Here is a 24,836-nt window from a genome sequence, read left to right as displayed (position 1 = left end):
AGTATAAGGAGGAATAAGAGTTTTAAAGCTCAGCGAGTAATCGCTTCTTCACCGATCTAGTCCCCAAAAAGTCATCATCGATATTAACTACTTCTTTATCCCTTTTTTGGTTAACGCTCATGGAGAATAATCTCATAGAAAATTTTAATGATTATTGCAGTCAATATTCTTGTGTCACGTGACTACTCTTGAATAACAAATATTAATTTTATTAAAAATCTAATAGAAAGATGCTTAAATGAGCAAAATCCAAATTTAGCTTTTATTAGACGTTGCCTTAGTTCCATATTCCTTGAACTTATTTTATTTTTAGCTCTTAATTCACCTCCTTAGTTATATCCTAAAATTTTTAGAGAGCAGGAGGAGTATAAAGGAGAAGTATTTCTTAACAAAATACTTAGGAGAAATTCTTGAATCTATGAATATTGTGGGAAAAAAGAGAAGAGATTAAATTTACAAAAATAGGGGTTAAGGGGAGGAAAACATGCTAGCGGAGATGAATAGCCCCTTATATTTAAATTGTCTATCTTATATTTCATACATAGATATTTATTTGTCTTGCATGTATAAAAATGTCCTTAGGTCTCTTTTCACAAGCCCTTAGTTTTCATAAGAAAAGTTTAAATTGAGATATTAATAGTTCCAACTTATGGAAACTGAATACGGAATAAATAAAAGAGGAATAATTATAATGACTATCTTCTCCTTATTTTATGCCATGTTAGAAGCAGGAATGGATTGGGATCCAAAGCACGGATTATTGTCGCCGCTTAATAACTGTGCTTCTCAATATTTCTACAGATTTTTATATACAGCATTATTCCTTTATCCGTCTTACTTAGCTTCGAGGAAACTTTTCTCGCTCTTAACTATTTGGTATTTTGTATACGGTTCGTTAACAGAAGATGTGTTTTACTGGATTATGATGTTAGAGCCTCCGTATTCATGGTCTTGGTTTTATCCCGTCTATTATTATATTCCAATCCCTGATATCATAGAACTTTGGATATTAATTATTTTAAGGAGGAAAATAGCCAAATATAATCGTGGCTGATAATTAATAGCAGTTCCTTGTCTTTTTATCTAGGAAAATTCTACAATTTCGTAATCTGTTGCAGTAATATTTGAGAAGTTCTTTAGAATTATTCAACCTTATCTACAACTTTTAAACCGAATTTCTCTAATCTCTTAAAATGTTTCTTATTATGTGTTATTAAAGGTAGATTATTAGCTATACATATAGAAGCTATTAATAAGTCTGGGTCTTCAATTATTTCTCCTTTCTTTCTTAATTCAGCATAAATTTTAGAAGCTACTTTCAAGGAATTGTTATCTATACATAAAACGTTTAGATTAATCTCTATCCATAATTTAAACTCATCCAGGTCTTTTCCAATAAATGCTAATCCTCTTAAGAACTCATAAAGATTAATTCATGTATTATAATAACCTATGATTTTTCTAACATCACTTTTAAACGCATCTATTAAAATATCAGTATCTACGCAAATTCCCTTGTTTTCCAATTCTTTCTATCCTCCTCAACTATCCTCTTAAGAATTTCAGCCTCCTCGTAGCTTAGTTTTGGCATTTTTTCTTCTCTTTCCGTAAATATATACTTAAAGAAATCATCCCAGCTTAGTGGTTTATTTAATTTAATTTCCAACTCCTTCTTTTTCCTCTCTAAGAGTTCCTTAACCTCTTTATTGACAGTTATAGTCGATTTCACATATAATTATTTAATTTTATTGAATTATAAAGATTTGTTATATCGCTAATTACGGGCTCGTAGTATTAATTTCAATATTCTCTTTCCTTGATTATTACTATTAATTCCAGAACATGTTAGAAGCAATAATGTAAGTAAGAATAAAAAGAAAGGAGATTATTGTAAAGGATACTTTAGCTCATAAGGCTTCCAGCCTAAACTTTCCCTGAAATCGTTAATGTATTTTATAGCTTTCTCCTTCTCGCTTTCTGGCATATCCTTCTTGTGAAGTACGCCCATAAATAATGCATAAAGCCTTGCGTTAATAACTTTGGGACTAAGGCCGTAGTCCATGTCCTCTTTAAGCTCATCCAGAATTTCCTTAACTTGCTCTGCGTTTTCAAGTCCTTTACCGTTAAAATCCTTAACTTTCCTACCTAAGTACAGTTTTCCTTTATCAACAACTATTGCCTTACCGTTCTCAAAGGTTATTCTTCCTTTAAATACTCTATCGTAGAACTGGCCACGCATCTGCTACTTCAGGCTCAAGTTGTTGTAACCTAGTTAAAACGTATCTCCTTATTTCGTCTGTTGAAATCTTTTCTCTCTCCTTAACCCGTTCGTCGATCTCTTTTACGATTTCCTTTGCAACTTCATCTGATGCACCCGCCCTTATTAATGCATTATAAAGCTTATCTGAGAGGTATTCTTCCTCTTCTCCTGATCTCTTAATTACTTTAGTCATAAAATGTATTACAACAAAAGAAGAATATATTTTTACATGAAGCTCATCTTAATTGAACATGTAGAGTAGCTTGTTGGTTAAATACATCATAAACTTTTATAGTATAATTTCCTGGGGAAATGGTACAAACTTGTATGATAATGATGATTGGTAATATCCCTTAATTTCGTAATAGTAAACTAGACGTTCTCCAGGATAAATGTGGATAGTCGTATTTTGGAAGAATATTGCAGTACTTCCAGGAAGTATTGGAAATAAATCGAAGCACTCGGAATTATTATATATACTGAAGTATACTAATTTCTGTCCAAGCTCACAGTAATTACCACTGAGCTGATACAGGTTTATAGTGAAAGTATAGTTTACAACTCTATCTCCGACATTGATTATGCATATTATTAAATAACACGAGCCCATTGTTAAGAACAGCAAATGTCGCAGTTAATTTAATTCCATTTGAACAATTGGATTCACTTATCGTACGGCCTGCATTTAAGGAGCTAATTATAGGTTCATATTGTTGTTCAATATGATAATAACAATATGCATTATATGCATATATTATAGTTATTAATGAAATTATTAATATAGAAATAAATATTACTATCCTACTTTTCACAAGATAAGAAAATTGTTACGTCTTATAAAGTTTTTCTAATGCCCCTTGTAGAAAGTGCACATACAATAGGGTGAATATTTTTATATTAGTCAGACTTATTTCATATTATGAAAACTAAAGTACGTGTGGGCAAGAAATTGACTATTCATATTCCTAAAGCTGTAGCAGAGGAACTTAACATAAAGGATGGCGATATTTTGTCTTTAAGAGTTAAGGATAATAAGATAATTTTAGAGCAAGATAATGCGATACTGCTTTCATTAAAAGGTAAGAAATTTGCTAAAATATCTTTAGATGAAATAGAAAAAATAAGCGAAGAAGAGCAAAACAAATATGAAAATTCTAATTGACACAAGTTTTATATTACCTGCTTTAGGTATAGATGTTGGAGAAAGCGTACTAAATTTAATAAAGGAATTCGATAAGCACGAAATATATTACACAGAATTATCTTTGCTAGAAGCAATGTGGATAATTAGAAGGTTATTAAAAGAAGGTAATAATGTGGATTTTAAAATTGTAAGAACTGGTTTGAAGAGCGTGTTTAAAACATACCATTTATTAAAAATACCCATTTCAGCATACATTAATGCAGTAAATGACAGAAGGCATAACGACTTGATAGACATGATAATTTATTATACTGCAAAGGCTTATAATCTAAAGTTTCTCTCCTTAGATAAAAGGCTAAAAGAACTTGATAAAGAGAATATAGTAATAGATAAATTATAAAGCTAAAAAGAAAGAAGAAAAAAGAGAATATAATTTCGACTTTGAGCTAGATAATTGCTAAGTTAACGTTACTTCCTCTTTATTAATATTGCAGCTCCTATTACTATAGCTACCATTACGCTTATGACTATTGGTAAGTAAACAGACGTCGACACATGTGTTATTTGTGATGGTGCGCTTTGGGACATTGTAGAAGGAATTGTTGATGTTAACGTAGTAGATGTTGTCGTCGTACTTTCCGTACTTGTAGTGCTACTAGTAGTTGAAGTACTGGTGGTAGTACTTGTACATTGTTGAACTAAGTAACATGGTTTAATTACTCCAGGATGAGAGATGACTATTTGGTTACTTCCCTTAAGTACGTAAGTTACTCCATTAACTTCTATCTTCTGCGGTAATGTTATCGTGGAGTTTGCATTGAACCATCCTTTTATTGTCCCATTAGGTAATACTATACATACGTAATATTGGAGTATTTTAGATAACGTAACGTTGATTGGGCTATTAACAACTATACAATAATTCTTTGGTGAAACCATTAGTATTAAGAGTCTTTCTGTAGAATTTATATATTGATATTGATTAATTTTAATTGTAGTTCCGTCGTTATAATAACCTGATTTAAATGTTGAATTACGGCAGTTTATTATAGCTATAGTTTCGCAGTTAACACTTACGTAGAATTGCTCTAACCAATTGGCTGTAATTACCATATGAGAATCTAAAGTAAACGAAGTGGCAGGATTAACACTAATCAAGATAAATCTAGTAAATGGGCAAGAGTAATAAGTTATGTTCTCTACATGAATAACATCGCCTGCATTATACCACCCAGAGGTTAGAGTATTATTTGTTCCGTTGATTAAGGCATGAAGTGTAATGTTACTTTTAACACATATGTAAAATTGTACAATAAAGGAAACGCTGACGTTAATAGGGGAATTAATTACGAAAGTTGAGGAAGGTTTAATGGACGTAATAATATATCTCTCATATTCGCAAGGATAGTAGGTTGTATTCTCAATTTGAATTACTTCACCGGCATTATACCACCCAGACGAAATGATAGTTTTTTCACCGTTTACGTAACCCGTTAAATTAAATGGAACTGATAAGTAATATTGAATATTGTAATTAGCAGTGATATTATAACATCCACAGCCTAAGATAAGCTTATCGGGTAAAGTTAAATTGCAAATTTTAACGCATTTCAGCAAATACCTAGTTAAATCTACAGTTAAGTTATTTGGAATACATATAATTGCAGGAACACAAACTTGATAAGTTTCGTTAGTATAATACTTAGTTCCGTTTATATAATAGAATGGTACCTCAGAATTCACTCTAATTTTAGCTTTTATAGGAGAAACCTCTTGATAAGACATAACAAAATTAATTGAGCAACCTGGATATACGTCTCCTATTGATATTCCTTTAACTTCTGTAAGATGGAAATATGTCTCCAATACCTTGAAGTTTATGTAACGCATCCTTCAATATTATTTTGAGGATATAGATAGATAATGTCCCCGCATTTAATTTCGTAAAACTTTACAATTTCTGTCTTACCGTTAACTATCAAAGGAATATAAACTACACAAGAGCTATTCTTCTCTACTGAGGAGTATAAGAACATGTACACCATTGAACTAGAGGATATTTTAGCCCCGAAGAAGTTCTCTCCGTTAATTATACAAAATTCCATTCTTACTGTACTAAAGTTACTTTCAACGTAAGCTAATGAATTGCTACAATTTGATACAGCTTTGATGCAATTTATTATTTTGGGTATCATAATTCTAGAGTTTTGAGCAACGTAAGTTTTGTCATTAACATGAAGTAGGCCATTCTTTAAAATTATCGGCATAGGAGGTGTTGGAACTTTACGGCATTGTATTATAAACCAATTGTATACTATAGCTTTAGCTACTGCACCTTTTTCTGTAGAAACTGCTGCATGGTTAAATATTCCTATTAAAGTAAGGTTTATTATATCCAGCATTTTCAGTAAAGTAATTAACGTATAATGTTATGTTACCGAAAAGAGACCTATAAGGTATATAAAATAAGTGTACTGGACTTTTATAAACTCCAAACCCAACACTAGTTTCTGTACCATTTATTATAACTGGGAAAGTAACATTATAACAAAATACTGCATCAGGCGGATGAGCAGTAGGTGGCTTATAAAACGCTATTACTATAGAATTTAACATATTCTCTTGCATACATCCTCCAGTATAGCAGAATATCTTTAAGAAGACTCCAAAAGCTCCTTGTAAATTATAGGAATAATCTACTGAAATTTCCTTATAATAGCCCGGAACTATGTAACCTATTGCTAATATACTTTGATTACTTATTATTATCATGCACTTAGGAGTAGTTATTACGTTTACTTCCAAGCCTCTTATATTGAAATACCACAAATTACAATATATTAGCCTAGTTTTATTATATCCTACGTAGTTATAATATTGCGTAGTGGGCACCAGTTGTATAAAATTACAACCAGATAATCTATGCGTCATATTTACATTTAAATTTTCTACTGTAGTAAAAGAAAATGATTGAATCAGTTCCACTAATATTATTGATATCAATATTAGTATTATAGGTATAATTAATTTTTTTTTACCATTTTAGCTCAAGATCTTTATGTGCTATTCCACTATTAATACTTAAAAATAGTATGCGTTCCAGTTTAGATGAAATGAAAAAATTTCTATAATTAGAAAATAATAAATGCCTTTTATTTATTTTCTTTCAGTATTTTAAGAACCAATTCCTTTAATTTATTTATATTATGCCTTATAAATGTCTCTCCAATATTTATATCAATTTTAAATTCTCCAATATTTATAATTCCTTGAGAATTAGCTTCTGCTGTTGTTATTGTATCAAATACTCCTTCTTTTACTGAAAAATCTTTGCCAACCTTGCTTTCTTTGACAATGGATGGATAAAGATATTTTATAGCCGATGACTCAACAGTTCCTGCATGCAAGTCCTCGCCTTGAAAGAAATTATAGTCAGGATAAAATACGTATACTTTTTTGTTATTATTACTCTCCTTTTTGTTATCTTCTCTATTTAGATTTATTTCCCTTTTTACCACTTCTAGAATAGCTTGGTTTCCTCCGTGTGCATTAACTATTATTACTGCCTTCGAGAGTTCTAAGGCCTTCTTTATTACTTCTACTAAGTAGTTATAGAATGTAATATATGATACTCCAACATAAGGCAAGCCGCTATGTTCGATAGAGCATGAATAATAAATTGTAGGGAATAATAGCACGTCGTCTTTAAATTCGCTCTCTACTCTCTTAGCAATCTCTTCAGCAATAATTGCATCTGTGCCCATTGGTAAATGAGGTCCATGTTGTTCAATACTGCCAACAGGGAGTAAAGAAATTTTATTAAAAACTTCATCCCTAGTAGAGTAAAGTAAATGCATAGAATATTAAAAGTGAGAAAGCTTTAATGTTCTGTTATTCTTTCTTTCATTGCTAAAAAGCTGGAGTATATCACTTCCTTCATATTTACCTCTTTTAAGTTGCTAATTCTTAAGTCCTCTCCTGGATTTGCTATTAACATCTTTATTCCTGCCTTCTTTAATATCCTATATGAAGGGAAGCATAATGAACCGTGAGGAGCTATAACTTCGTTTGCCTTAAGCTCTACGCATTCTTTAGCAACAGCAGGTCTTTTCATTGGAGAGTTGAGTGCAGGATTATTTCTTTTTTCTATAATTTCTCCATTTTCATTCATTAATACTAGGTATTTCGCTTTGGAGAAAATTTCAAATTTCATGCTATCGTTAACTGTAGTGCAGATTATCACGTGTTAATATTCATCTAAAAGGTTATAAAATAATGTTAGGAAGTTATTTCAAACTAGCTTTAAAATAGATACTGGATTTATAGGCTATGATATAGCTATCCCTGCTAATATAGCAAGTGAATTATCCTTAAGTCCTTCTAAGGTTGAAAAGTTTTCTACTGTTATTGGATCTGTGACATTGCATGCAGGGAACGACGCAATCTTATGCTTAGGAGATAAAGTATACAAGATTTCTTATGTTATTCATCATGGAAGATTTCCTTTGATTTCTATTAATTTTCTCAAGAACATATCTGAAATAATGATAATAGATTTTATCAATAGTTCGCTGACAGTAATTCTAAAATAATCTCTTAAATTCGTAGATAGGCGATAGTTAATTCTAAAGGCTAAGTTTCATAAAGTTGCTTAATTCCTCTAGCATTTCTCGAGTTTAGCTTACTTCTCATTATATTGAGTTAATTTGAAAAAAATCAATAAATTCTATACTGTTTAACTTATTGAAGGCATTAAATCTCTTAAAATGATATCAATTTTCTATGTATTTCTATCAACTCTAAGATAATAATAAGTTTCATAAGAGAAAATCATTAATTAGGATAATATCTTAGCCGATAATCGTCAGATAGACCTTTCATTCCATAATACTCCAATGAAGAATGCTAAAGATACTGGTATTAGCAAAGCAAACGAATACCTTATTCCTATAGAGTTCACTATAGTTGAGATAATTATAGGTACGAAGGAAGTAAAGGCAGTCATCGTAGCTGAAAAATAACTATTGGCGACATTCCTTTCTTCCTCAGGAAAGCTTCTTGTTAGTGCAATTAGTGAAGTGGGGTAAGTCAGGCCGTGAGGTATTCCTAGTATTATTAACGCGATTATGTAAAGGATGAGAGAATTTGATAAGAAAATTGCAGATAAGCCTATTATAGTTAAACTAGCCGAAATCCATATTGGCAACCCTAGATCTCTTGGAGGCAATATAGTCATCATCAACCTACCTAAAAAGGAAGTCGCAAAGAACATTCCGAATAATGCAGTCGCCAAGGAATAAGATGCGTGAAATGAGTCTACCGCATAAATTCCTCCGAAAGTGGTAAGAGTACCAAAAGGTAATGCATACATTAAATTAAGGAGTATTGATATTCTAAAGCCAGGGTTCTTCCAAACCTTTACTTTTACTCTTTCGTTTTCTTCCTCTTCCGGAAATTTAACTAGGAAAGAAGATATTGCAACTAATGCCGGAAGTATTGAGAAAAATAGGAAAGCTTGGAATAAAGTAAACTTAAGAAGTATTGCTGACTCTATTAAAGGCCCTATGATGAGTGAAGTACTTAAAGCTAGTGTATAAAGTGAGAGCATTCTTTCCCTGGTTCTTTGATCTTGAAAAAGTCCAGCAGATGTGATTATGTTAGGCATTATCATGCCTAAAGAGAAGCCTACAAGGGAAGTAAGCAACCAAACGTTGTAAGGATTTGAAAAGTAAAATAAAGGGAAGGCCGTTGAGTAAATTATGGCAGACGTTATGAACGCTTTTCTCCTTATAGAAGACGTAAGCCTTGAGTTGATTAACCCACTAGCTATAAAAGCTGAGAGCATTGCTAAAGAAGAGATTACCCCTATTAAAATGCTGGAAAAGTGGAAATAGTACTTTGCAATGAGCGGTAAAGTCGTAATTATCATATTATTTGAAGCCCTTAATGAGAAAGTTATAATAACTATTATAACTGCATAGGTTAGCGTTCTTCTGTTCATAAAGATATATCATAGAATAAAAGATATATCGTTTTCCCAGTCTGTTTATGGTTATTGCCGTTGTCAACAGTTTCAGATAAGCCGTGAAATTAATGCCATTTGTTGTCATTCAACATTCCTAACTATCCCTTAACGAAAGTTTATAATTTTTCCGTTACATACTAACATGTAGAAGAGGGCCCTACAGTGAACTCGAGGAGCAATGTGAGGGGGAGGATGGGTTCGATGAGGCTTCCCATGTCCTCGAAGGGAGTGGTTTAACTACCGCTCCCGTAGATGGCATAGGGAGCCGGACAAGGGGTATGAGGACGAGGGGTTAAATACAAATTCATGAAACCTCAATGAAAGTCCGACCCCTAATATGCGAGTGCTGGGAATACCAAGACCTTATCACGTAATGCTCCTTTGAATGTTAGTATCAACTTTCTTCATTAGTGAGAAGAATATTCCTTGGTCTACATGATATTCGACTTCAGAAAACCCTGCATTAAAGAAATCTTTCCTTATGTTCCTAACAATCTCTGGTTCAATAAGTATGAAATATCCGTTATCCTTTATTACTTTGCTTACCTCATTGGCTAAGTCGTTTCTTTCCTTTCTTATTTTATTATAAAAATAAAGGACAGAATAAGCTAAATCGAAGCTTTTCTCTTTAAAAGGTAAAGGAAACAAGTTCTCCACTAAATTGTAATCCTCACCTTTTAAATAATCCTTAACTTCCTTGTCTGTAATTTCCTCGTTCCATACTTCTATTGAAATTAGGGAAGGAATTTTTGTCTCTTTCTCAACGCTTAACGTAACTAAACAGTTACCGCAACCTATTTCCAGGACTTTTTTAGGATTGATCCTCTTTATTATTGATGAAACGAGTTTACCTATCCTCAGTTCTTCGCAGATTGTGACTCCCATTCTTCTAAAAGGTCTGTAATTCCAGGAATTTATGCTGTCAAAAATAGATGACATAGTTAATTATGATATCTTAAATTTATAAATTATGATAAATACTACTTCACTTTCTGACTATTGATAGTGTTTAATGTTTACCTCCTTTATTTTGAAATTTTTGATTACAATATTAAAATATTCTTCCACTCTTTGTCTATATTCTTCTTTAAGTTCATTTTTCATTATATGCTCTCTTACTATGTCAGAGAGTCTGCAGAATGAATTAATTTGCATTTATCATGATCGGTAAAATCGACTCTAAGGACTTTAGCCACCATTTATGGAAATTAATGATAATGCATTGTTTATCACTTTCTCTCAATATAGGAGTTCTATCATAATGAACAACGATGCTCTTGCCTGCTACGTATTTCCTTAGATGCAAGCCCAATATCTCTCCGTAAATTTTCGCCGAGTACTTACTTAATTTTGTTTCATTTATCTTCTTTATAATTAATGAGATTCTCGGTTGGTTATTTAATACCTTGTTCACGAAAAATCCTTTAACGTCCTTCCATAGCTTGAATTGCTTAGGTGAATCTTCAGATCATTTAAAATATTTTATATTCTTGCCCGTGAGCCTTTGTGCATCCTTTATTGCTTCCTCGTATAAATTTAGGTAACAGTTTATATCGTTAATTAAAACTACTGAAATTATAAACGGTTTTCATCATTTAGATTTCCTGCCTCATCAATTGCTACGTGAACCTCATCTTTAGTCATTATTTAAGGAATTCAACTACGAAGTAAAAGATCGAGCACGTGCAAGCTTAAATATTTCTCCATGCAAGTAATTAATTGGGAGTGCACGGGGATACGTGCACGATGAGTTAACCTCAAAAATCCTTCTTCAAAAATTATCATATGCTCGAGTCAATCAAACCTATGAGTAAAGGCCAGGAAGAGTTACTTAATGCACTTACTAATTCCAATTATAATATTATAGGAGTATTTGGTCCCACTGGAACTGGGAAAAGCCTATTCTCATTAGCTTACAGTATTGATGCAGTGTCTTCAGGTAAATTTAGAAAATTAATTGTAGCAAAGCCCATAGTTGACGTAGTAACTCAGGAAGAATTAACCAGAAAAGAGTATGAAAAGTATGAAGATATGGTAAAGGATTACATAAAGGACGTTCTGGGCGGTTTTGCGGAAGAGAAAACTATAGACGATCTGTTCTCTTCTGGGAAGATAGAAGTACTCGATTCAAGGTACTTAAGAGGGAGGTCTTTCAACGATTCGATAATATTTTTAGATGACGTTCAGCTAATGAAGCCCGAAAGCGTGCTAGAACTGTTCATAAGGGCAGGGAAGAACTCAAGATTAATTATAGCCGGAGACCCCGTTTTCCAGACTTTAAGTAATGAGGCAGATTCTTCTGAAATTATAAGGGAAGTGTTACTGAACGAGAAAGACGCAAAGGTTGTGGACTTAGGAATAAAAGATATCGTTAGGGCAGGGACTAAGAGGGGAATAAGGCTTTTACTGGAGTATAAATTAAGGTCCAGAAAGCTCAGTGAAGCCGAAAAGAAGGTAATGGATTCTGCAAAAATTCACGCTCCGGATGCAGATATAATAACTGTGGTTGAATTCTCAGAAGAGAAGAAAAAGCTTAATATAACCTCGGAGCACGTCCCTGATGCGTTGATAGTAGTAAAGGAGGGCAACGCGGGTAGACTAATAGGTAAAAGCGGAGAAAGGATTAACGAAATAGAGAGCGATACTAAGATGAGGGTTAGAGTGGTGGAGTTAAAACTAGACTTTAAGGATATAATAAGGGCGGTGCATCCTTTACCTTGGGTAGTTAAGCACGTTGAGGATGTAGATTTTCAAGGTAACGAGCTCGTAGTGAGATTAAAGAAAGAGTCTGGCGGCTTCATAGGTCAGAAAGGTGTAAATATTAGGCTAGTTGAATACGTAATTAAACAAATGTTTAACGTAGGAGTTAGAGTAATCCAGCCTAGCGAGGAAAATCAATAATAAAGACTTTGAGATATCATGAACTGTCCATCTTAACGGTAACTCTTATTTTTTCAGAAGATTGAAAGCCTCGTGAAGGAGCGGGAATGATGAAAGTTTAAATATCTCTTTTAGTGACGCTAACGACGCTCCTTGCTGAATGGGACTGAGGGAGGAGCAACCAGTATCTCCCTTCAAGGGACTAGAGCTATACGATGAAAGTTCCCTTTCTGGGGCTCTCTGACTACCCCGACTGCGATATAAGCCCGAATAGATGGTGGGAACGATGAACCGCTCACAGAGGAACCCTCACCCTTCCAGGGTGGGGTGGAGTCAGAATAGTCCTAAGTTGTAGATTTCCATTATTTATTTTAAGGTAAGTAGGCAAATATACTACTTGATGTTAATTAGAACTTCAGCAGAAATATATTTGGAGGAAGCTGATGAGTTTTTGAATAAGGGAGATTTAGTTGATGCTTGTGAAAAATATTATAAAGCTGCAAGAGAGTCCATAATACTCTTAGCATATAAATATAACATTCACGGTGATAATATAGAGGATATAGTAACTAAGCTTGCTGAAATTTTAGGAGATAATATAATCTCTTATTGGGCGGGAGCTTCATTACTTTATACTGCAAGGAAAGAGCTTGATGCAGAATTAATAAAAATGTATAGGCAAGATGTGGTTGAGCTTGTCAACCTTGCAAATGAGAAATTTAATTCTTAAATATTTGGAGGAAGCTGATGAGTTTTTGAATAAGGGAGATTTAGTTGATGCTTGTGAAAAATATTATAAAGCCACGGAGGATTTTCTAAAGTATATAGCTATTGTAGATAATATGAGTGAAATATTAAATCAAGTAAACGCAAAAAACTATTGGGAATCTGAACTTTTGTTTAAAGTCGTTAAAAAGAAAGTCGAGCTAAAAGATATCTGGAAGGCCGCTTGGAAATTGCATACCGATTGCTTTCATGAGGAAAGAATGAACCTACGTGAAGTAAAGACTTTGGCTAGTATAATCAAAGTAATTTCAAATAGAATATAAATGTTATTCGCTTTCTCCAAGTTTGTTACATTATTGGTTCGTAATTTGTCGTATAATTGAAAGAAATCGTTTCTTTGCCTCCTCCTCGTCAAAATCTATAAATTCTTTCAATTTTTCTATTACTTTTAATCCGTTTTTAATCATTTCTTCGCTTAAACCATATCCTACATTGATTTCCTTTGGCTTGCAGCCTATTACAATAATTTTTCTATTTTTGCCATCAGAATTTAAGATTGTAAATCTCACATAGACATGGAGTGGGAGCCACCTAAAGACATTGAAATCACTGCTTGAGGAATTTCATCTTCTAATTCAGTTTTTATTTCGAAAACTTCTACGTCACTATCTATATCCGCTGCATCAATAATGATTATTTCATCATAATCCCTTATATCATCTATGATAGATAAACTTCCCATTCCCAAGTCTTTAACATCTATTGGAATTAATCCGTCTAATGCTTGGGCTATAAAGCTTCCGCAACCATCGTCTTTCATAAAAATATTTCCTACTCCTATTATGACTTTCATTTTTCCTCACTGATGTAATAGACTTGTCCCAATGCTATTCCTCCATCTCCAGGCGGTACTTTAGATTGAGTAAGTATTTCGACTCCCTCGGAATTTTCTATCATGCCTTTTAGTATATACTCATTAACTGATGCTCCACCAGATACTACTATTTTTTCTGGATTAAGCTTCAAAGCGGCTTGAACTAACGCTTTTCCTAATTTGTATTGTATAGTATACGCAATACTTGGCTTATCTTGAATTCCGTTTTCAATTATCCACTTAAATGCCGACGTTGTGTCTATTTCGTTATTAATTATTGGAAACTCGAAATCTAGTAACTTACCGTTTCTTGCAAAGGCCTCAAGCTTTATTGCCGGTTCTCCTTCGTAAGTTCTATAATGACAAATATCTAGTAAAGCCGAGACTGAGTCCAAAAATCTTCCTGTACTTGAGGTAAATAATCTGTTTTTCCTCGTTTGATACTCTAATACTTTTAGTTCCATATCATTTAATTTGACATAATTTCGAATTTCGTTCCAATCCATAAAAGTTGAGAGAAATAGTGCTAGCATTCTATCAGGTTTTAACGAATTTATGTCTCCACCGGTATAAGGTACATATTTTAAATGATATTCTCTTGAATATTTTTCTCCATGATCTTTTATGTTGATTACCTCTCCGCCCCATCCGTTACCGTCGTCTCCGTAACCAATGCCATCAATTATTATTCCTACAGCCTCTTGGAGGCCATACTCAGCCATGGCGCTTAGTCCGTGAGCTAAGTGATGTTGCACTTGTACCAGCTCTGCTGAGTATTCTTCTGAAAGTTTTGAAGCAAGTCTAGTACTTTGGTATGCCGGATTCTTATCTGCTATTATAACTTGAGGAGTTAGATGGTAGGTATTTAAGAAGAACTTTATATATTTTTCCAGATCTTCAAGAGTGTTTAACTCGTCGGTGTCACCTATGTATTGAGTAAGGATAACCTTATCGTCGAAAGCTACAGCACCAACGTTCTGCAGTTCTGCGCCAACCGCTACTGCAACTTTTCTCAATTTTTTCTTTATTCTTATCCATGTAGGGGCATACCCTCTGCTCCTCCTGAGGAACATAATTCTCCCTGCAGATATTCTTATCACGCTGTCATCAACTCTATTTACAATTTTTCTATTATGATATAAAACATAATCCACAACTCCCTTTAATTTAGTTTTCACGCATTCCTCATCGGTGCACATTGGTAAGGCGTGCTTATTTCCGCTCGTCATTATTGATATTTTTTCCTTAAGATTGTCGAGTAGTAAATAATGCAATCCAGTATAATATAAGAAGAATCCTTCTCTATCTAGGTAAGGAGATACGTACTTGGAAATTTCTGAATACTCCTTCTTCTTGAGTAATACTATAGGTCTCTCTAAGGATTTTAGTAATTCTTCTTCTAATTGGCTTACTTCAGCGTATTTTTTAATAACGTCTACGGATAAAGCCATTAGTGCAAAAGGCTGTTGAGGTCTGTTTTTCCTTTCTCTTAGTTTTATCACAACGTCATCGTCAAATGGATTAGCTGCAATGTGAAAACCTCCTATTCCTTTTATTGCCAAAATATACCCTTCCTCAATAAGCTTAGCGGCAGTAGCTATGGGATCTTTGTCTTGTATTATTTCTCCATCAATTGTGGAAAGGAAAACTTTCGGGCCGCAAATAGGACAACTTATTCCCTGTGCATCAAATCGTCTCTCGTTTTCGGGATCTTCATATTCTGCCTTACATTTATCACACAAGGGAAAATCTCTCATAGCAGTGTTTTCTCTATCATAAGGAATTTTATAAAGCATTGAATACCTTGGTCCGCAATAGGCACAACTATTGAAGGGATATTTATATCGTCTATCTTTAGGATTCAAAATCTCTCTTAAACAATCGTCGCATATTGATAGGTCTGGAGGTATTTGACTAGGTTCATTTACTACGTTGCCGCTAGGCAAAATTTTAAACTCGTGTATGTCTTGGATATTTTCTTCTTCTATCAATATTTTTTCAATTTTAGCTGGTGGTGGAATTTTAGAGAAAAGCAGGGAAAAGAACTTGCTTATGTTTTCTTCCCTGCCTATTATCTTAACTTCTACTTCGCTTCCGCCCAAATTTTTTACATAGCCATAAACATTAGATTTTACAGCTATTCTATATATGAATGGTCTAAAACCTACGCCTTGTACGATGCCAGAGATAAGTATTCTATAAGCCTTCATAATAGTAGTCTCTCATTGCCTATTTTAATGATTTTATGAAGTTCTTCAGCTCATCTTTAACGTCTTCTTCATTTATAACCTTTATAGCATAACCTGCATGTACTAAGACATAGTCTCCTATTTTGGCGTTTACTAGGCCAAGCTCAACTTCCCTTCTTATTCCGTTAAAGTCAACTATTGCAGAACCTTCATTATTAATTTGGATTACCTTACAAAAATTGGGGGTTAAGGGGCGGAAGGCCTCGCAGGCGGGGATGGATAGCCTCCTTATATTTAAATACTTCTTTGCCGATTTTCTATCAATGGCTAGGAGGGGAAATAAAGCGATCAGAGCTAGTGTTTCGATGAAGATCGCTCTATCTGATTCCCTCCTAGCCCTTGTTAATAACTACGTTAGAGCACTCCGTTTCACCCTATTCTGGCTGAAGGAGAACGTGAAAAACCCGAATGAGAAGGGAGTGCTTTCAAAAATTCATGAGGAGTTGTATGAGAAGTTAAGAGGGGAATACAATTTGCCGTCAAAGGTTGCTGAGGATTGTTATAGGGATGCCCTCTCGATATACAAAGCTTGGTATAATAATCCTAAAAAGGGACGTTTCCCAAGAGTGTATAAGCCAACAGTTTGGTTAACACCTAAAGCTAGCTATAATGTGTGTTTCGAGAGGATGACTGTTAAGATTGCAAGTGTTGGTGAACTAACAATTCTAGGTTATTCTAGGAACTTGAAGGAGTACATGAGTTGGAGGATGAGGGAGGCTAGGTTAGTGGTTAAGGATGGGAAGGCTTTCCTCAAGGTCGTTTTTGAGAAAGAAGAAGAGAAGGTTGAGCCAAAGGAAAGTGTTGCCGTTGATATTAACATGGCTGAAGTAGTCGTAGGGAAGGACGATAAGAACTACGTTAGGATCCCAACTCGTCTCGAAGAGGTTCATCACTGGAAGTCATTAGCTGAAAGTCTACAAAAGAAGTATCCAAGGAGGTGGATGGAGAATAAGGGGATCTTGTATAGGATTCATTCCTTTCACCAAAAGGCTAAGCGTATTATGGAGGATTTTGCTAGAAAAGTGGGGAAGTGGGTTGTTGAAGTAACAAGAATGATGGGTGCTAACGTCATTAAGTTAGAGAACCTTAAGAACCTCATCAAGAATGTCGATAAATTGCCGAAGGAGTTTCACGACAAACTGTATCTTATGCAGTATCGTCGTTTGCAGTATTGGATTGTTTGGCAAGCTAAGAAACACGGTATTCTAGTTGAGTTTGTTAATCCTAGTTATTCTTCAGTCTCATGCCCTAAGTGTGGGCAAAAGATGGTTGAGGTTTCCCATCGTTGGTTTAGGTGTTCATGTGGTTATGAGAATGATCGCGACGTTATTGCTGTAGTTAATCTTAATGGGAGGGGTTCTCTGAGCCTCTCGACTGCCCCTCAAATGAGAGATGTAAGAGCGAATCGATGGGGGGAATCCCCGCTGGTGGGGAGGAAGTCAGCTACGTATGCCATATCGTATGGATCATACATTACGGATCACGCTGTTAATCTCTTTTTCGTAATTTAGAATTTCATCGAACTCTTCTTTTGAAATTTTTTCATATATCATGCCATAACTAACTATTACGTAATCCCCTGGTTTAAGGTCCTCAAAACCATTAGCTAATACTGGTTCTATTATTCCATTACCGTAGTCTACGAAAACTATGCTATCTTGAACGTCAATGACTTTTGCTGGAAAACTTAAGCACATAATTAAGAATTATTGGCAACGTTTAAAAGTATTGTTTATATATAGATTTAACTAGATAGCATTAAAAAGAAAGATTACAAAAATTATTTAATGAATCCATTAGATCTTGAAGCTATTAGTTTGAAAGTATATATCGAAAATAACGTTGTTGTATCTGCTCTATCTTCTGGGAATAAATTAAGAGGATTCGAAAAAGCATTTATAAATAAGAAAGTTAAAGAACTCCAAGATATTATACCAAGAGTTCTAGCTACTTGTAGTCAGTCTCACGTTTCTGCATTTACACGAGCTGTAGGTATTATTAATCATAATAGTGAAATATTATCGAGAATTGCAGTATCACTAGAAATAATAGAAAGTCATACCAAACACCCTTATATATATTGGTTTCCATATATGAGTGTGTCCAACAATTTTTGTTTTTTGTATTTTAGTAGGGCGGTGAGGTTGTATTATTGAGGAACCATGATTAGCGAGACCAAATTAAGGCACCTCACTGCCCTAATGTTAAGTTCTGTTTTTAGTTTTAAACCTTTCTCCACGTTTTCACACTATTGATGAGGTTGCTAAAGCATTATCAGCCTGCTACTTGGGTCTTTCTTTGAGGAGGGTTGAAGCCTTGTTTCAGTTCTAGAAAAACTGTCCAGTATTATTGGAGGAAGTTAGTTAATTACTCTTCTCCCCCTCGTGTAGCAGTTGACGAGACTAGGATTAGAGTGGTTAACGGTTTACTGGTTGTGGGTTGTGAGGGATTTGAACACGGGGAAAGTGGTTAGGCTTTTAGAAACTAGGAGCGGGTTAGATGTTATACTCTTACTGGAGGGTGGTGGAATAAGAGTGAGGTTAGGGAGATACTTCACGACGGCGGACCTTGATATACTTTCAACACTCGGCGTTAATCATGAGCACGAGACTTTTGGCAAGGGAAACCTAGTTGAACAAGTGTTCAGAAGTTTAAAGTTAAGGCTTGCAAGTATGGACAAACACTTCCCACACAATGCCAGTAAGGTTACAATACTGAGGTGGGTTAAGGCGTTCTTCACCTTATACTTACAACAAGGTGAATGAAATTGTTGGACACACTTAAATTCATAATAGATAATTTTAAAAATATTATAGGAAGATGAGTCTCATGAGTCAGAAACCTTCTGACTTTCCCTTCGATAATTCAAGTAAAAAAGGGCTAGCTCGTAATTCAGTACATTATAGAGAAGTTGTAGCTCAAGGAGTTGGGGGTGCTGCTCCAGCAATGGCAAGTTTAGTTACATTAACTGGAGCGGCAGCTTATGCATATGCTTCATTACCATTAGCGGTTATTTTAGCAACGCTTGCAGTTCTCCTAGACGCTACAAGATTATCAATAACTAGTAGATACGTTCAGAGTGCGGGTGGTATTTACGCATTTATATCTGAAGGACTAGGAAAATGGGTAGGGTACTTTATAGGATGGGCTTATGTACTTTACGCTTTAACAGCACTAGTTTTTATTTACCTTTCTGTAGGTGTGTTTCTCCCAGCAGCTTTGCAAGTATTGGGTGTTAATACGCCAAATTGGATATGGGCTCCAATAGTGATAATTGTAGCTTTATTTGGAGGAATTTTATCTTATTTAGGAATAAGACCATCATTGAAATTTACCTTAACTATGAGCATCATTGAAATACTTTTCATAATAGGTACTTCTGTATTAATTCTCACTAAAGTGCCTCCTGATCCTAAAACCTTTACCTTAGCCTATGCTCCGCCTCCTGCGGTATTTAACGTCGGAGTAGGTATGGCTTTTGTATTCTTAGCTTTTGCAGGCTATGAGACTACTTCAGTTCTCGGAGAAGAGGCGGTAGATCCTAAGAATACCATATCTAAGGGAGTCTTCACCAGTGTTTTACTAGTTGGAATAACGTATTTGCTAGCGAGTGAAGCTTTTACAGTAGGTTGGGGAGTTAATAATATGTCAACATTCTTTACTAACTTAGTACCTGGTATAGTTTTGGGAATGAAATATGGCGGTTTGGCACTAGCGTTAATACTTACTGTTTTACTAATAAATAGCGGATTAACTGATTCTGTAACATTCTTTAATACAGTATCTAGAGTGGTTTTCGCAATGGCTAGAGATGGCGTATTAGATAAAAGGCTTGAAGGTATTCATGATAAGAATAGGACGCCTCATATTGCTGTGTTATTTTCCTTAATCTTTTCATTAGTTTACACTTTAGTATTCTCTGACTTTTTGGGACCTGCTAACGTATTTCTCGCGGTGGGTATAACTACAACGTTTGGATTTCTCATTGCATTATTTACTGCTAATATAAGCTTATTGTTTATATTAAAAAGAAATAGTGACCTAAAATTATGGAATATAATACTCACAGTTATAATAAACGCTATTATCGGCTTTGTAATTTTTGCTAACATAGTAACTACTTCTATTAACCCATATGTTTTAATAGGTGTATTAACTTTCGTAGTGTGGATGATTATAGGTGCATTTTACGGGATATTAAGGAAGAACAGCGTTAAACATTTGTAAAATCTTTTTTAAGATATTATCTTCTTCAAGTATAATTCTTAATAAAAATAATAATATTAGAAACATTAAAAGTTATAACAATTTTTTAGATGATTTAAAATTATTCCCTTAATTACAAAATCATATACCTTACACTATCCTTTTAGTCTCCATCAAGTAATATTTTAGATACGGAGTATCTTCTATCTTTTCTCTACTTAAATAGGATAGATATAAGCCCTTAGGCTTCTCTCTAGTAGTATTTGTTCTTATTATCTCTTTTTCCGTCGCGATAATGCCAACGGGCACATCGTAAATCTCGTAAGGTATGAAGTCAACAATTTGAATACTATGTACAGTAGTAGCTATAGGTGTTTTCTCATTTACCTTCCCTAACTCTCTCAGTATTGCATACTCTAATTCACTATATCCCTCTCCTTTTCCTACTCTATCCCCTTTTCTAGTTACTGCAACTGATCCCACAACTACTAAGTCAACTTCTGGTATTTCCTTGTAACTTATTCTCTTACCAAATTTAGTAAAGCCAGAGATTGCTGAAGCTAGTTTTGGGTCAACGTTAATATAATAAGAAAAATTCACCTTTTAGCCTAGGCGTAGGAACTAATAGTTTTTTCCATTCTCTTAAAACTAATTTTCTCACTTTTCTTTGAGGTGAATCAGGGGTTACTTTAACTACTTCAGCTTTTTAAATTCTGGTAATGATGCTAATTTTTCCGCAGCTATTTCAGCTCCTTTAAAGTTTGGTATCCTACCGTAAACTGGTCTAGGAAAGGAGGCTATGTTAGTCTCTTCCAATAATCTCCATATCCTTTCCCTTATTTCCTGCTTATTCATATGTGTATTTTTATTAAGATCTAATATTTAGAATTGTCTAGCCTCCTCGATATTTCTTGGCTTAATTTTACCTAGAAATACGACGTCAAGGAAATAGAGTACGGAATCCCATGAGAATAAGGATACTAACAGATAGTCAGGATTTAGGAATTGTTGGAAGGGGTTTACGAAACTGAGAGGTAGATTATAACCAGTATATTCTTGGAATAAAAGTAATTGCATATCATTAAATGGAGAAGTGTAAGTAATTAAATAGGGATAACCAACGAAAATCTGTCCTAACACTAAGGCAAAATATAATAATTGGGGAATGAGTGATGAAAGTTGAAGGTATTTAGGGGGAATGACTAAGGCTAATAATACTGAGAATAATATAATGAAAATTGATGAAAGGACTATTATTCCTAGAAAACCTAAAATATTATTAGGGAATATTAACGTGTTAAATCTCATAGTAAAGAGAAGTGTGGCTAAGACTAACATTATTCCACTTATTATTAACGTTATTATAGATATTGATGCAACGTAATATAATAAATACTTTTTAGGTGTCAGTTTGGTAAATTTGAAGGCATAGTATAAGGAAGCTGATGATAAAATGAAATTATTACTTAAATTCGAGATAAGATTAGTGTAAACCCATACTATTAGCGCGCTTACTATTACTCCAGCGTAATATAAATAAAATTCCTTAGGAATTCCTTGAGAGAAGACGAAAACGCCCAATATTAGCCATAAGATACTGAAAGGTAACCCCCATATCCAAATGGGTTTTGAAGTTAGAATACTTATTACAATTTTTCTAATCATTAAGCATAACCTCTAAATTCTCTATATCGCCGATAGAAGATAGTGGCAAATCACCTTGATTTTCAGTTATAGAGAAGCAACCATTGTTTGTATTAATTACAAATAATGCGTTTTCGATTTTTCCTTACTGATGTAAAGTTCGTTGATTTTACTAGCGCGAAAAGGACCGTAGATGCTCCCGTTAAAAACTAAGTATAAGTTCCAATCCTTCAATTTCTTAACTAAGTCTAGGTTTAAAACTAAAAACAGAACTTAACATTAGGGCAGTGAGGTGCCTTAATTTGGTCTCGCTAATCATGGTTCCTCAATAATACAACCTCACCGCCCTACTAAAATACAAAAAACAAAAATTGTTGGACACACTCACTTCGTAAAATCTTTAACTTTTTCTTCTCTTAATACTGATAAGTCTCAAATTTTGCACGATAATTATTTGAGATGGCTTTCTCTTAAGGTAAGGTTGAACGAGGTTATATGGGCTTATCAAATAAATGTTGAAATTAATACTAAAACTAAGGAATTAATAAAGGTACCGTCAGTGCTTCCATTAATAGGTAACGTTATGCTTACTGGTGTAATAATAGCTAACACTAAGAATTTCGACATGAACCAAAGAAAGTTTTGCATAGTACAAATTGATACTACAATCAAAATAATAAAAAGAGACGAGAAATATCTTAGTATATCAAGTATTATAAATGATTTAAAAGAATTACTAAAAATTCTAGAAGAGGGTTTCAAAGTATAAGTTTTAGTGTGTTATTCTTATATTCTAGATGAACCGCACAAGCAGAGCACGGATCAAAACTCCTTATAATTCTTAAAGCATCGAGGCCCGAAATTTCTATTTCAGTAACTTTTTGGCCTATTATTGACCTTTCTACTGGACCGCCATTTGGACTGAAATTTCTGTCACTAGGAGTTATTATTTGATATCTAAGAATTTTATTTCCATCAGTAACCAGCCAATGGGCATTAGCACCTCTTGGAGCATCGTGGGCACCTACCGCTAACTTATACCCTCTTTTGCCCTTTCTTGGATTAAGGTCAGATTTATCTATTTCCACTTGTTGTAAATACTCCTTCAAATAAGCAACTGTGAACATTCGTGCGAAAGTTCTTTCAATTACGTTATTACCTCGAGGTTCCCACTTATAACCTAAGGCTCTTATTTTGCCTTTCTTTAGTCTGTATGCATAAAGTCTTGCTATATCTCCAGTAGTAGGCATGTATTCCTTGCCATCGTAATACTGCCTTACTGTAGGAACGAAATTATTTATTATTATTTTGTCCCTGAGTTTAGTTTCCTTATTCCATGGATGTCTTCTATCAATGTCGTTTCCAAGTTCATCTTTTTCATATTCTCTATCCCACTCATCATATGGAGTATTATCTACGTAAACTCTTACTCCTAATAAAATCTTGGAAAGTCTGTCCTCAACTATTTCGCCATTTATTATCAATGCCGGTGGAAACTCTCTTTTTGAGGACCATTCGTCCATTTTCTCATAATCAGCATCATATTCTTCACTCTCTAGAAGCCCGTATGTTACATAGTTGTCTTCTATTTTCTTATATTCAGTAAAGAATTCTCTTAGATCCGCCATTATGTAAAGAAGTTTCTCTATACTTTTATCTTCCTTCATAAATTTCTTGACTTTCTCTGCTACTGACGGATCTCTAATAGTTATAGATCCAGGCTTGAGGCTGAGAGGTTGAGGATATCTTAACCATATAGCTGTTGCAAGATCCCTGAGTGCGGTCTGAAGACGAAAAGCCGTTCTATATATTTCCTTGCCAAAATATAAGTTATCTAGAATTGACGAAATCTTAGGATATCCGTGAATATCTTTAAACTCGCAACTTGTATCTTTAGCTTTATCATAAACGCTCGGAGTATATTTACTAACTATTTCAGTCGAGTAATCGATAGCTTGGAACAGAAAGGTTACTGTTATATTATTATACATCAGATCGGCTAAGGAATAAGCTATATTTCTGTATTTTATAGCTTGAGTAGAAGGGTAAATTCCTGAAGCCATTTCTAGCGCTTCAGTAGAAACTAGAGCGTGTGTTGCACCGCAAACTCCGCAAATTTTTCCTGCAATATTAGGGGCTAAATGGATATCTTTACCTTTGAGTAAATTCTCGAACCCTCTGTACATTGACACTCCAACTTTGGCATCAACGTATTCTCCATTGTCAACTTTAACGTGAACTCCTAAATGACCTTCTATCCTACTGATAGGATCTAGATCAAGATCCATGCCTTTCACCTAAGGCGGAATAAATCATTGCAACTATCATTTGAGGCGATGCGGGACAGCCTGGAACTTCTAAAACTTTCTTATCTGTAAGTATTTCTTTAACTCCTTTGCTTCCAGTTTCTCTAAGTATTCCACCATTTACTGCACAAGAGCCGACTGCAACTATGCTATTTGCCTTCTCAGCTAAAAGTTTTATGACTTGAGTGCAAGGATATCCTCCGAATGTGCAAAGGGAATCGTTAGTAGGTATTGCTCCTTCAACCACTAGGATGAAATCGTTCATATTCAGTATTCTTTCCAATATTTCCTTCCCTGATTTTTCCTCGCAAACTAGTGAGACAAACTTTACTGGAGAAGAATGAAAGAAAAGCTCCTCTAAGCCTTCACAACCAGATCTCAATATCATCACCGTCTCTCCTGAACAAGATTGAGCTTCTATCCAAATTATGTTATGTTTTAATACTTCTTTAAGTGCTGTACAGTAGTCCATAATACTATTTTATTGCGTTACATTATAAAGATTACTATGGTGTTGAATGA

31 protein-coding genes and 2 pseudogenes are annotated in these 24,836 nt (G+C 34.2%); 11 read left to right on the top strand and 22 right to left on the bottom strand.

The window, feature by feature from the left end; genetic code table 11:
* The first annotated feature begins 649 nt into the window (after positions 1-649).
* Positions 650-1,054 carry a hypothetical protein gene (locus tag D1866_RS08265; RefSeq protein ID WP_170254147.1) on the top strand — a complete coding sequence of 135 codons (405 nt, stop codon included), beginning with the start codon at positions 650-652 and terminating at the stop codon, positions 1,052-1,054.
* An 88-nt stretch (positions 1,055-1,142) separates the two neighbouring features.
* Here D1866_RS08265 and D1866_RS13475 read toward each other — a convergent pair whose 3' ends face one another.
* From D1866_RS13475 to D1866_RS13125, 5 genes are all read right to left on the bottom strand, one after another.
* Positions 1,143-1,433 carry a PIN domain-containing protein gene (locus tag D1866_RS13475; RefSeq protein WP_269199656.1) on the bottom strand — a complete coding sequence of 97 codons (291 nt, stop codon included), beginning with the start codon at positions 1,431-1,433 and terminating at the stop codon, positions 1,143-1,145.
* Between the two features lie 68 nt (positions 1,434-1,501).
* Positions 1,502-1,729 carry a VapB-type antitoxin gene (locus tag D1866_RS08255; RefSeq protein ID WP_155861128.1) on the bottom strand — a complete coding sequence of 76 codons (228 nt, stop codon included), beginning with the start codon at positions 1,727-1,729 and terminating at the stop codon, positions 1,502-1,504.
* A 156-nt stretch (positions 1,730-1,885) separates the two neighbouring features.
* A complete protein-coding gene (locus D1866_RS13470; protein ID WP_231136281.1) occupies positions 1,886-2,239 on the bottom strand; it encodes a hypothetical protein in 354 nt (117 codons plus the stop codon).
* Positions 2,217-2,453, bottom strand: a complete 237-nt coding sequence (locus D1866_RS13465) for an ATP cone domain-containing protein (protein ID WP_231136280.1) — start codon at positions 2,451-2,453, stop codon at positions 2,217-2,219. Before D1866_RS13465 ends, D1866_RS13470 begins: the two co-directional genes overlap by 23 nt.
* A gap of 96 nt (positions 2,454-2,549) precedes the next feature.
* Positions 2,550-2,870, bottom strand: coding sequence for a hypothetical protein (locus D1866_RS13125; protein WP_152943149.1), 321 nt, complete (start codon positions 2,868-2,870; stop codon positions 2,550-2,552).
* Positions 2,871-3,179: 309 nt separating this feature from the next.
* On the opposite strand from D1866_RS13125, the gene D1866_RS08245 reads away from it, so the two are divergent.
* Both D1866_RS08245 and D1866_RS08240 read left to right on the top strand, forming a co-directional pair.
* Positions 3,180-3,422 (top strand): AbrB/MazE/SpoVT family DNA-binding domain-containing protein, encoded by a 243-nt coding sequence (locus D1866_RS08245; RefSeq protein WP_152943151.1) that lies wholly within the window; start codon positions 3,180-3,182, stop codon positions 3,420-3,422.
* Positions 3,406-3,804 carry a PIN domain-containing protein gene (locus D1866_RS08240; RefSeq protein ID WP_152943153.1) on the top strand — a complete coding sequence of 133 codons (399 nt, stop codon included), beginning with the start codon at positions 3,406-3,408 and terminating at the stop codon, positions 3,802-3,804. Before D1866_RS08245 ends, D1866_RS08240 begins: the two co-directional genes overlap by 17 nt.
* A 68-nt stretch (positions 3,805-3,872) precedes the next feature.
* On the opposite strand, the gene D1866_RS08235 is transcribed toward D1866_RS08240, so the two are convergent.
* The 8 genes from D1866_RS08235 to D1866_RS08195 form a co-directional block, all read right to left on the bottom strand.
* Positions 3,873-5,294 carry a hypothetical protein gene (locus D1866_RS08235; protein WP_152943155.1) on the bottom strand — a complete coding sequence of 474 codons (1,422 nt, stop codon included), beginning with the start codon at positions 5,292-5,294 and terminating at the stop codon, positions 3,873-3,875.
* Complete coding sequence (locus tag D1866_RS08230; RefSeq protein ID WP_152943157.1) at positions 5,282-5,806, bottom strand: hypothetical protein; 525 nt, start codon at positions 5,804-5,806, stop codon at positions 5,282-5,284. Before D1866_RS08230 ends, D1866_RS08235 begins: the two co-directional genes overlap by 13 nt.
* Positions 5,766-6,407, bottom strand: coding sequence for a hypothetical protein (locus D1866_RS08225; protein WP_152943159.1), 642 nt, complete (start codon positions 6,405-6,407; stop codon positions 5,766-5,768). Before D1866_RS08225 ends, D1866_RS08230 begins: the two co-directional genes overlap by 41 nt.
* 149 nt (positions 6,408-6,556) lie before the next feature.
* Entirely contained in the window at positions 6,557-7,261 is a 705-nt protein-coding gene (locus D1866_RS08220; protein WP_152943161.1) for a creatininase family protein, read from the bottom strand.
* Between the two features lie 23 nt (positions 7,262-7,284).
* Positions 7,285-7,617, bottom strand: a complete 333-nt coding sequence (locus D1866_RS08215; RefSeq protein ID WP_152943212.1) for a NifB/NifX family molybdenum-iron cluster-binding protein — start codon at positions 7,615-7,617, stop codon at positions 7,285-7,287.
* A gap of 114 nt (positions 7,618-7,731) precedes the next feature.
* Positions 7,732-7,875 carry a hypothetical protein gene (locus D1866_RS08210; RefSeq protein ID WP_152943163.1) on the bottom strand — a complete coding sequence of 48 codons (144 nt, stop codon included), beginning with the start codon at positions 7,873-7,875 and terminating at the stop codon, positions 7,732-7,734.
* Positions 7,876-8,268: 393 nt separating this feature from the next.
* Entirely contained in the window at positions 8,269-9,405 is a 1,137-nt protein-coding gene (locus D1866_RS08205; protein WP_152943165.1) for an MFS transporter, read from the bottom strand.
* A 390-nt stretch (positions 9,406-9,795) separates the two neighbouring features.
* Positions 9,796-10,368 carry a methyltransferase domain-containing protein gene (locus D1866_RS08195; protein WP_152943168.1) on the bottom strand — a complete coding sequence of 191 codons (573 nt, stop codon included), beginning with the start codon at positions 10,366-10,368 and terminating at the stop codon, positions 9,796-9,798.
* Between the two features lie 846 nt (positions 10,369-11,214).
* On the opposite strand from D1866_RS08195, the gene D1866_RS08190 reads away from it, so the two are divergent.
* The 3 genes from D1866_RS08190 to D1866_RS08180 all read left to right on the top strand — a co-directional run bounded on the left by D1866_RS08190 (position 11,215) and on the right by D1866_RS08180 (position 13,358).
* A complete protein-coding gene (locus D1866_RS08190) occupies positions 11,215-12,330 on the top strand; it encodes a PhoH family protein (protein ID WP_152943170.1) in 1,116 nt (371 codons plus the stop codon).
* A 379-nt stretch (positions 12,331-12,709) separates the two neighbouring features.
* Positions 12,710-13,039, top strand: a complete 330-nt coding sequence (locus D1866_RS08185) for a PaREP1 family protein (protein ID WP_231136453.1) — start codon at positions 12,710-12,712, stop codon at positions 13,037-13,039.
* Between the two features lie 25 nt (positions 13,040-13,064).
* Positions 13,065-13,358, top strand: coding sequence for a PaREP1 family protein (locus D1866_RS08180; RefSeq protein WP_231136279.1), 294 nt, complete (start codon positions 13,065-13,067; stop codon positions 13,356-13,358).
* A 30-nt stretch (positions 13,359-13,388) separates the two neighbouring features.
* Here D1866_RS08180 and D1866_RS08175 read toward each other — a convergent pair whose 3' ends face one another.
* The 4 genes from D1866_RS08175 to D1866_RS13460 are packed head-to-tail and all read right to left on the bottom strand — an operon-like array spanning position 13,389 to position 16,324.
* Entirely contained in the window at positions 13,389-13,604 is a 216-nt protein-coding gene (locus tag D1866_RS08175) for a hypothetical protein (protein WP_152943174.1), read from the bottom strand.
* Positions 13,601-13,888: a hydrogenase maturation protease gene (locus tag D1866_RS08170; RefSeq protein ID WP_152943176.1), complete on the bottom strand. Its 288-nt coding sequence runs from the start codon at positions 13,886-13,888 to the stop codon at positions 13,601-13,603. Before D1866_RS08170 ends, D1866_RS08175 begins: the two co-directional genes overlap by 4 nt.
* Positions 13,885-16,119, bottom strand: coding sequence for a carbamoyltransferase HypF (hypF, locus tag D1866_RS08165; RefSeq protein WP_152943178.1), 2,235 nt, complete (start codon positions 16,117-16,119; stop codon positions 13,885-13,887). The genes D1866_RS08170 and hypF overlap by 4 nt, the downstream gene beginning before the upstream one ends.
* 19 nt (positions 16,120-16,138) lie before the next feature.
* The gene (locus D1866_RS13460) at positions 16,139-16,324 is read right to left on the bottom strand and encodes a HypC/HybG/HupF family hydrogenase formation chaperone (RefSeq protein WP_269199655.1); all 186 of its coding nucleotides are present in this window, start codon (positions 16,322-16,324) and stop codon (positions 16,139-16,141) included.
* A gap of 97 nt (positions 16,325-16,421) precedes the next feature.
* Between D1866_RS13460 and D1866_RS08155 the strand changes: the two genes are divergently transcribed.
* Positions 16,422-17,669 carry an RNA-guided endonuclease TnpB family protein gene (locus D1866_RS08155; protein ID WP_231136278.1) on the top strand — a complete coding sequence of 416 codons (1,248 nt, stop codon included), beginning with the start codon at positions 16,422-16,424 and terminating at the stop codon, positions 17,667-17,669.
* Here D1866_RS08155 and D1866_RS08150 read toward each other — a convergent pair.
* Positions 17,625-17,855, bottom strand: coding sequence for a HypC/HybG/HupF family hydrogenase formation chaperone (locus D1866_RS08150; protein WP_152943180.1), 231 nt, complete (start codon positions 17,853-17,855; stop codon positions 17,625-17,627). The genes D1866_RS08155 and D1866_RS08150 overlap by 45 nt on opposite strands.
* Before the next feature lie 90 nt (positions 17,856-17,945).
* Here D1866_RS08150 and D1866_RS08145 point away from each other — a divergent pair, with 90 nt between their 5' ends.
* The 3 genes and pseudogenes from D1866_RS08145 to D1866_RS08135 all read left to right on the top strand — a co-directional run bounded on the left by D1866_RS08145 (position 17,946) and on the right by D1866_RS08135 (position 20,385).
* On the top strand, positions 17,946-18,314 hold the full coding sequence (locus D1866_RS08145; RefSeq protein WP_152943182.1) for a hypothetical protein: 369 nt from the start codon (positions 17,946-17,948) through the stop codon (positions 18,312-18,314).
* Positions 18,315-18,320: 6 nt separating this feature from the next.
* Positions 18,321-18,923 (top strand): annotated as a pseudogene (locus D1866_RS08140) (IS6 family transposase).
* Positions 18,924-18,987: 64 nt separating this feature from the next.
* Positions 18,988-20,385 carry an APC family permease gene (locus D1866_RS08135; RefSeq protein WP_152943184.1) on the top strand — a complete coding sequence of 466 codons (1,398 nt, stop codon included), beginning with the start codon at positions 18,988-18,990 and terminating at the stop codon, positions 20,383-20,385.
* A gap of 129 nt (positions 20,386-20,514) precedes the next feature.
* On the opposite strand, the pseudogene D1866_RS08130 reads toward D1866_RS08135, so the two are convergent.
* Together D1866_RS08130 and D1866_RS08125 are read right to left on the bottom strand one after the other, a co-directional pair.
* Positions 20,515-21,219, bottom strand: a pseudogene (locus tag D1866_RS08130) (5-formyltetrahydrofolate cyclo-ligase).
* 27 nt (positions 21,220-21,246) lie between these two features.
* Positions 21,247-22,029 (bottom strand): hypothetical protein, encoded by a 783-nt coding sequence (locus D1866_RS08125; protein WP_152943186.1) that lies wholly within the window; start codon positions 22,027-22,029, stop codon positions 21,247-21,249.
* Positions 22,030-22,462: 433 nt separating this feature from the next.
* Here D1866_RS08125 and D1866_RS08120 point away from each other — a divergent pair, with 433 nt between their 5' ends.
* Positions 22,463-22,777 carry a hypothetical protein gene (locus D1866_RS08120; RefSeq protein WP_152943188.1) on the top strand — a complete coding sequence of 105 codons (315 nt, stop codon included), beginning with the start codon at positions 22,463-22,465 and terminating at the stop codon, positions 22,775-22,777.
* Here the strand turns inward: D1866_RS08120 and D1866_RS08115 are convergent.
* Together D1866_RS08115 and D1866_RS08110 are read right to left on the bottom strand one after the other, a co-directional pair.
* Complete coding sequence (locus D1866_RS08115) at positions 22,767-24,296, bottom strand: nickel-dependent hydrogenase large subunit (protein WP_152943190.1); 1,530 nt, start codon at positions 24,294-24,296, stop codon at positions 22,767-22,769. The genes D1866_RS08120 and D1866_RS08115 overlap by 11 nt on opposite strands.
* Positions 24,286-24,786 (bottom strand): NADH-quinone oxidoreductase subunit B family protein, encoded by a 501-nt coding sequence (locus tag D1866_RS08110; protein WP_152943191.1) that lies wholly within the window; start codon positions 24,784-24,786, stop codon positions 24,286-24,288. Before D1866_RS08110 ends, D1866_RS08115 begins: the two co-directional genes overlap by 11 nt.
* Between the last annotated feature and the right edge of the window lie 50 nt (positions 24,787-24,836).

Origin of the sequence: Acidianus ambivalens (assembly GCF_009729015.1) — an archaeon.
Classification (GTDB): domain Archaea; phylum Thermoproteota; class Thermoprotei_A; order Sulfolobales; family Sulfolobaceae; genus Acidianus; species Acidianus ambivalens.
Note: the sequence above shows the minus strand (reverse complement) of the source record. Positions and strands in the feature narration are given on the sequence as shown.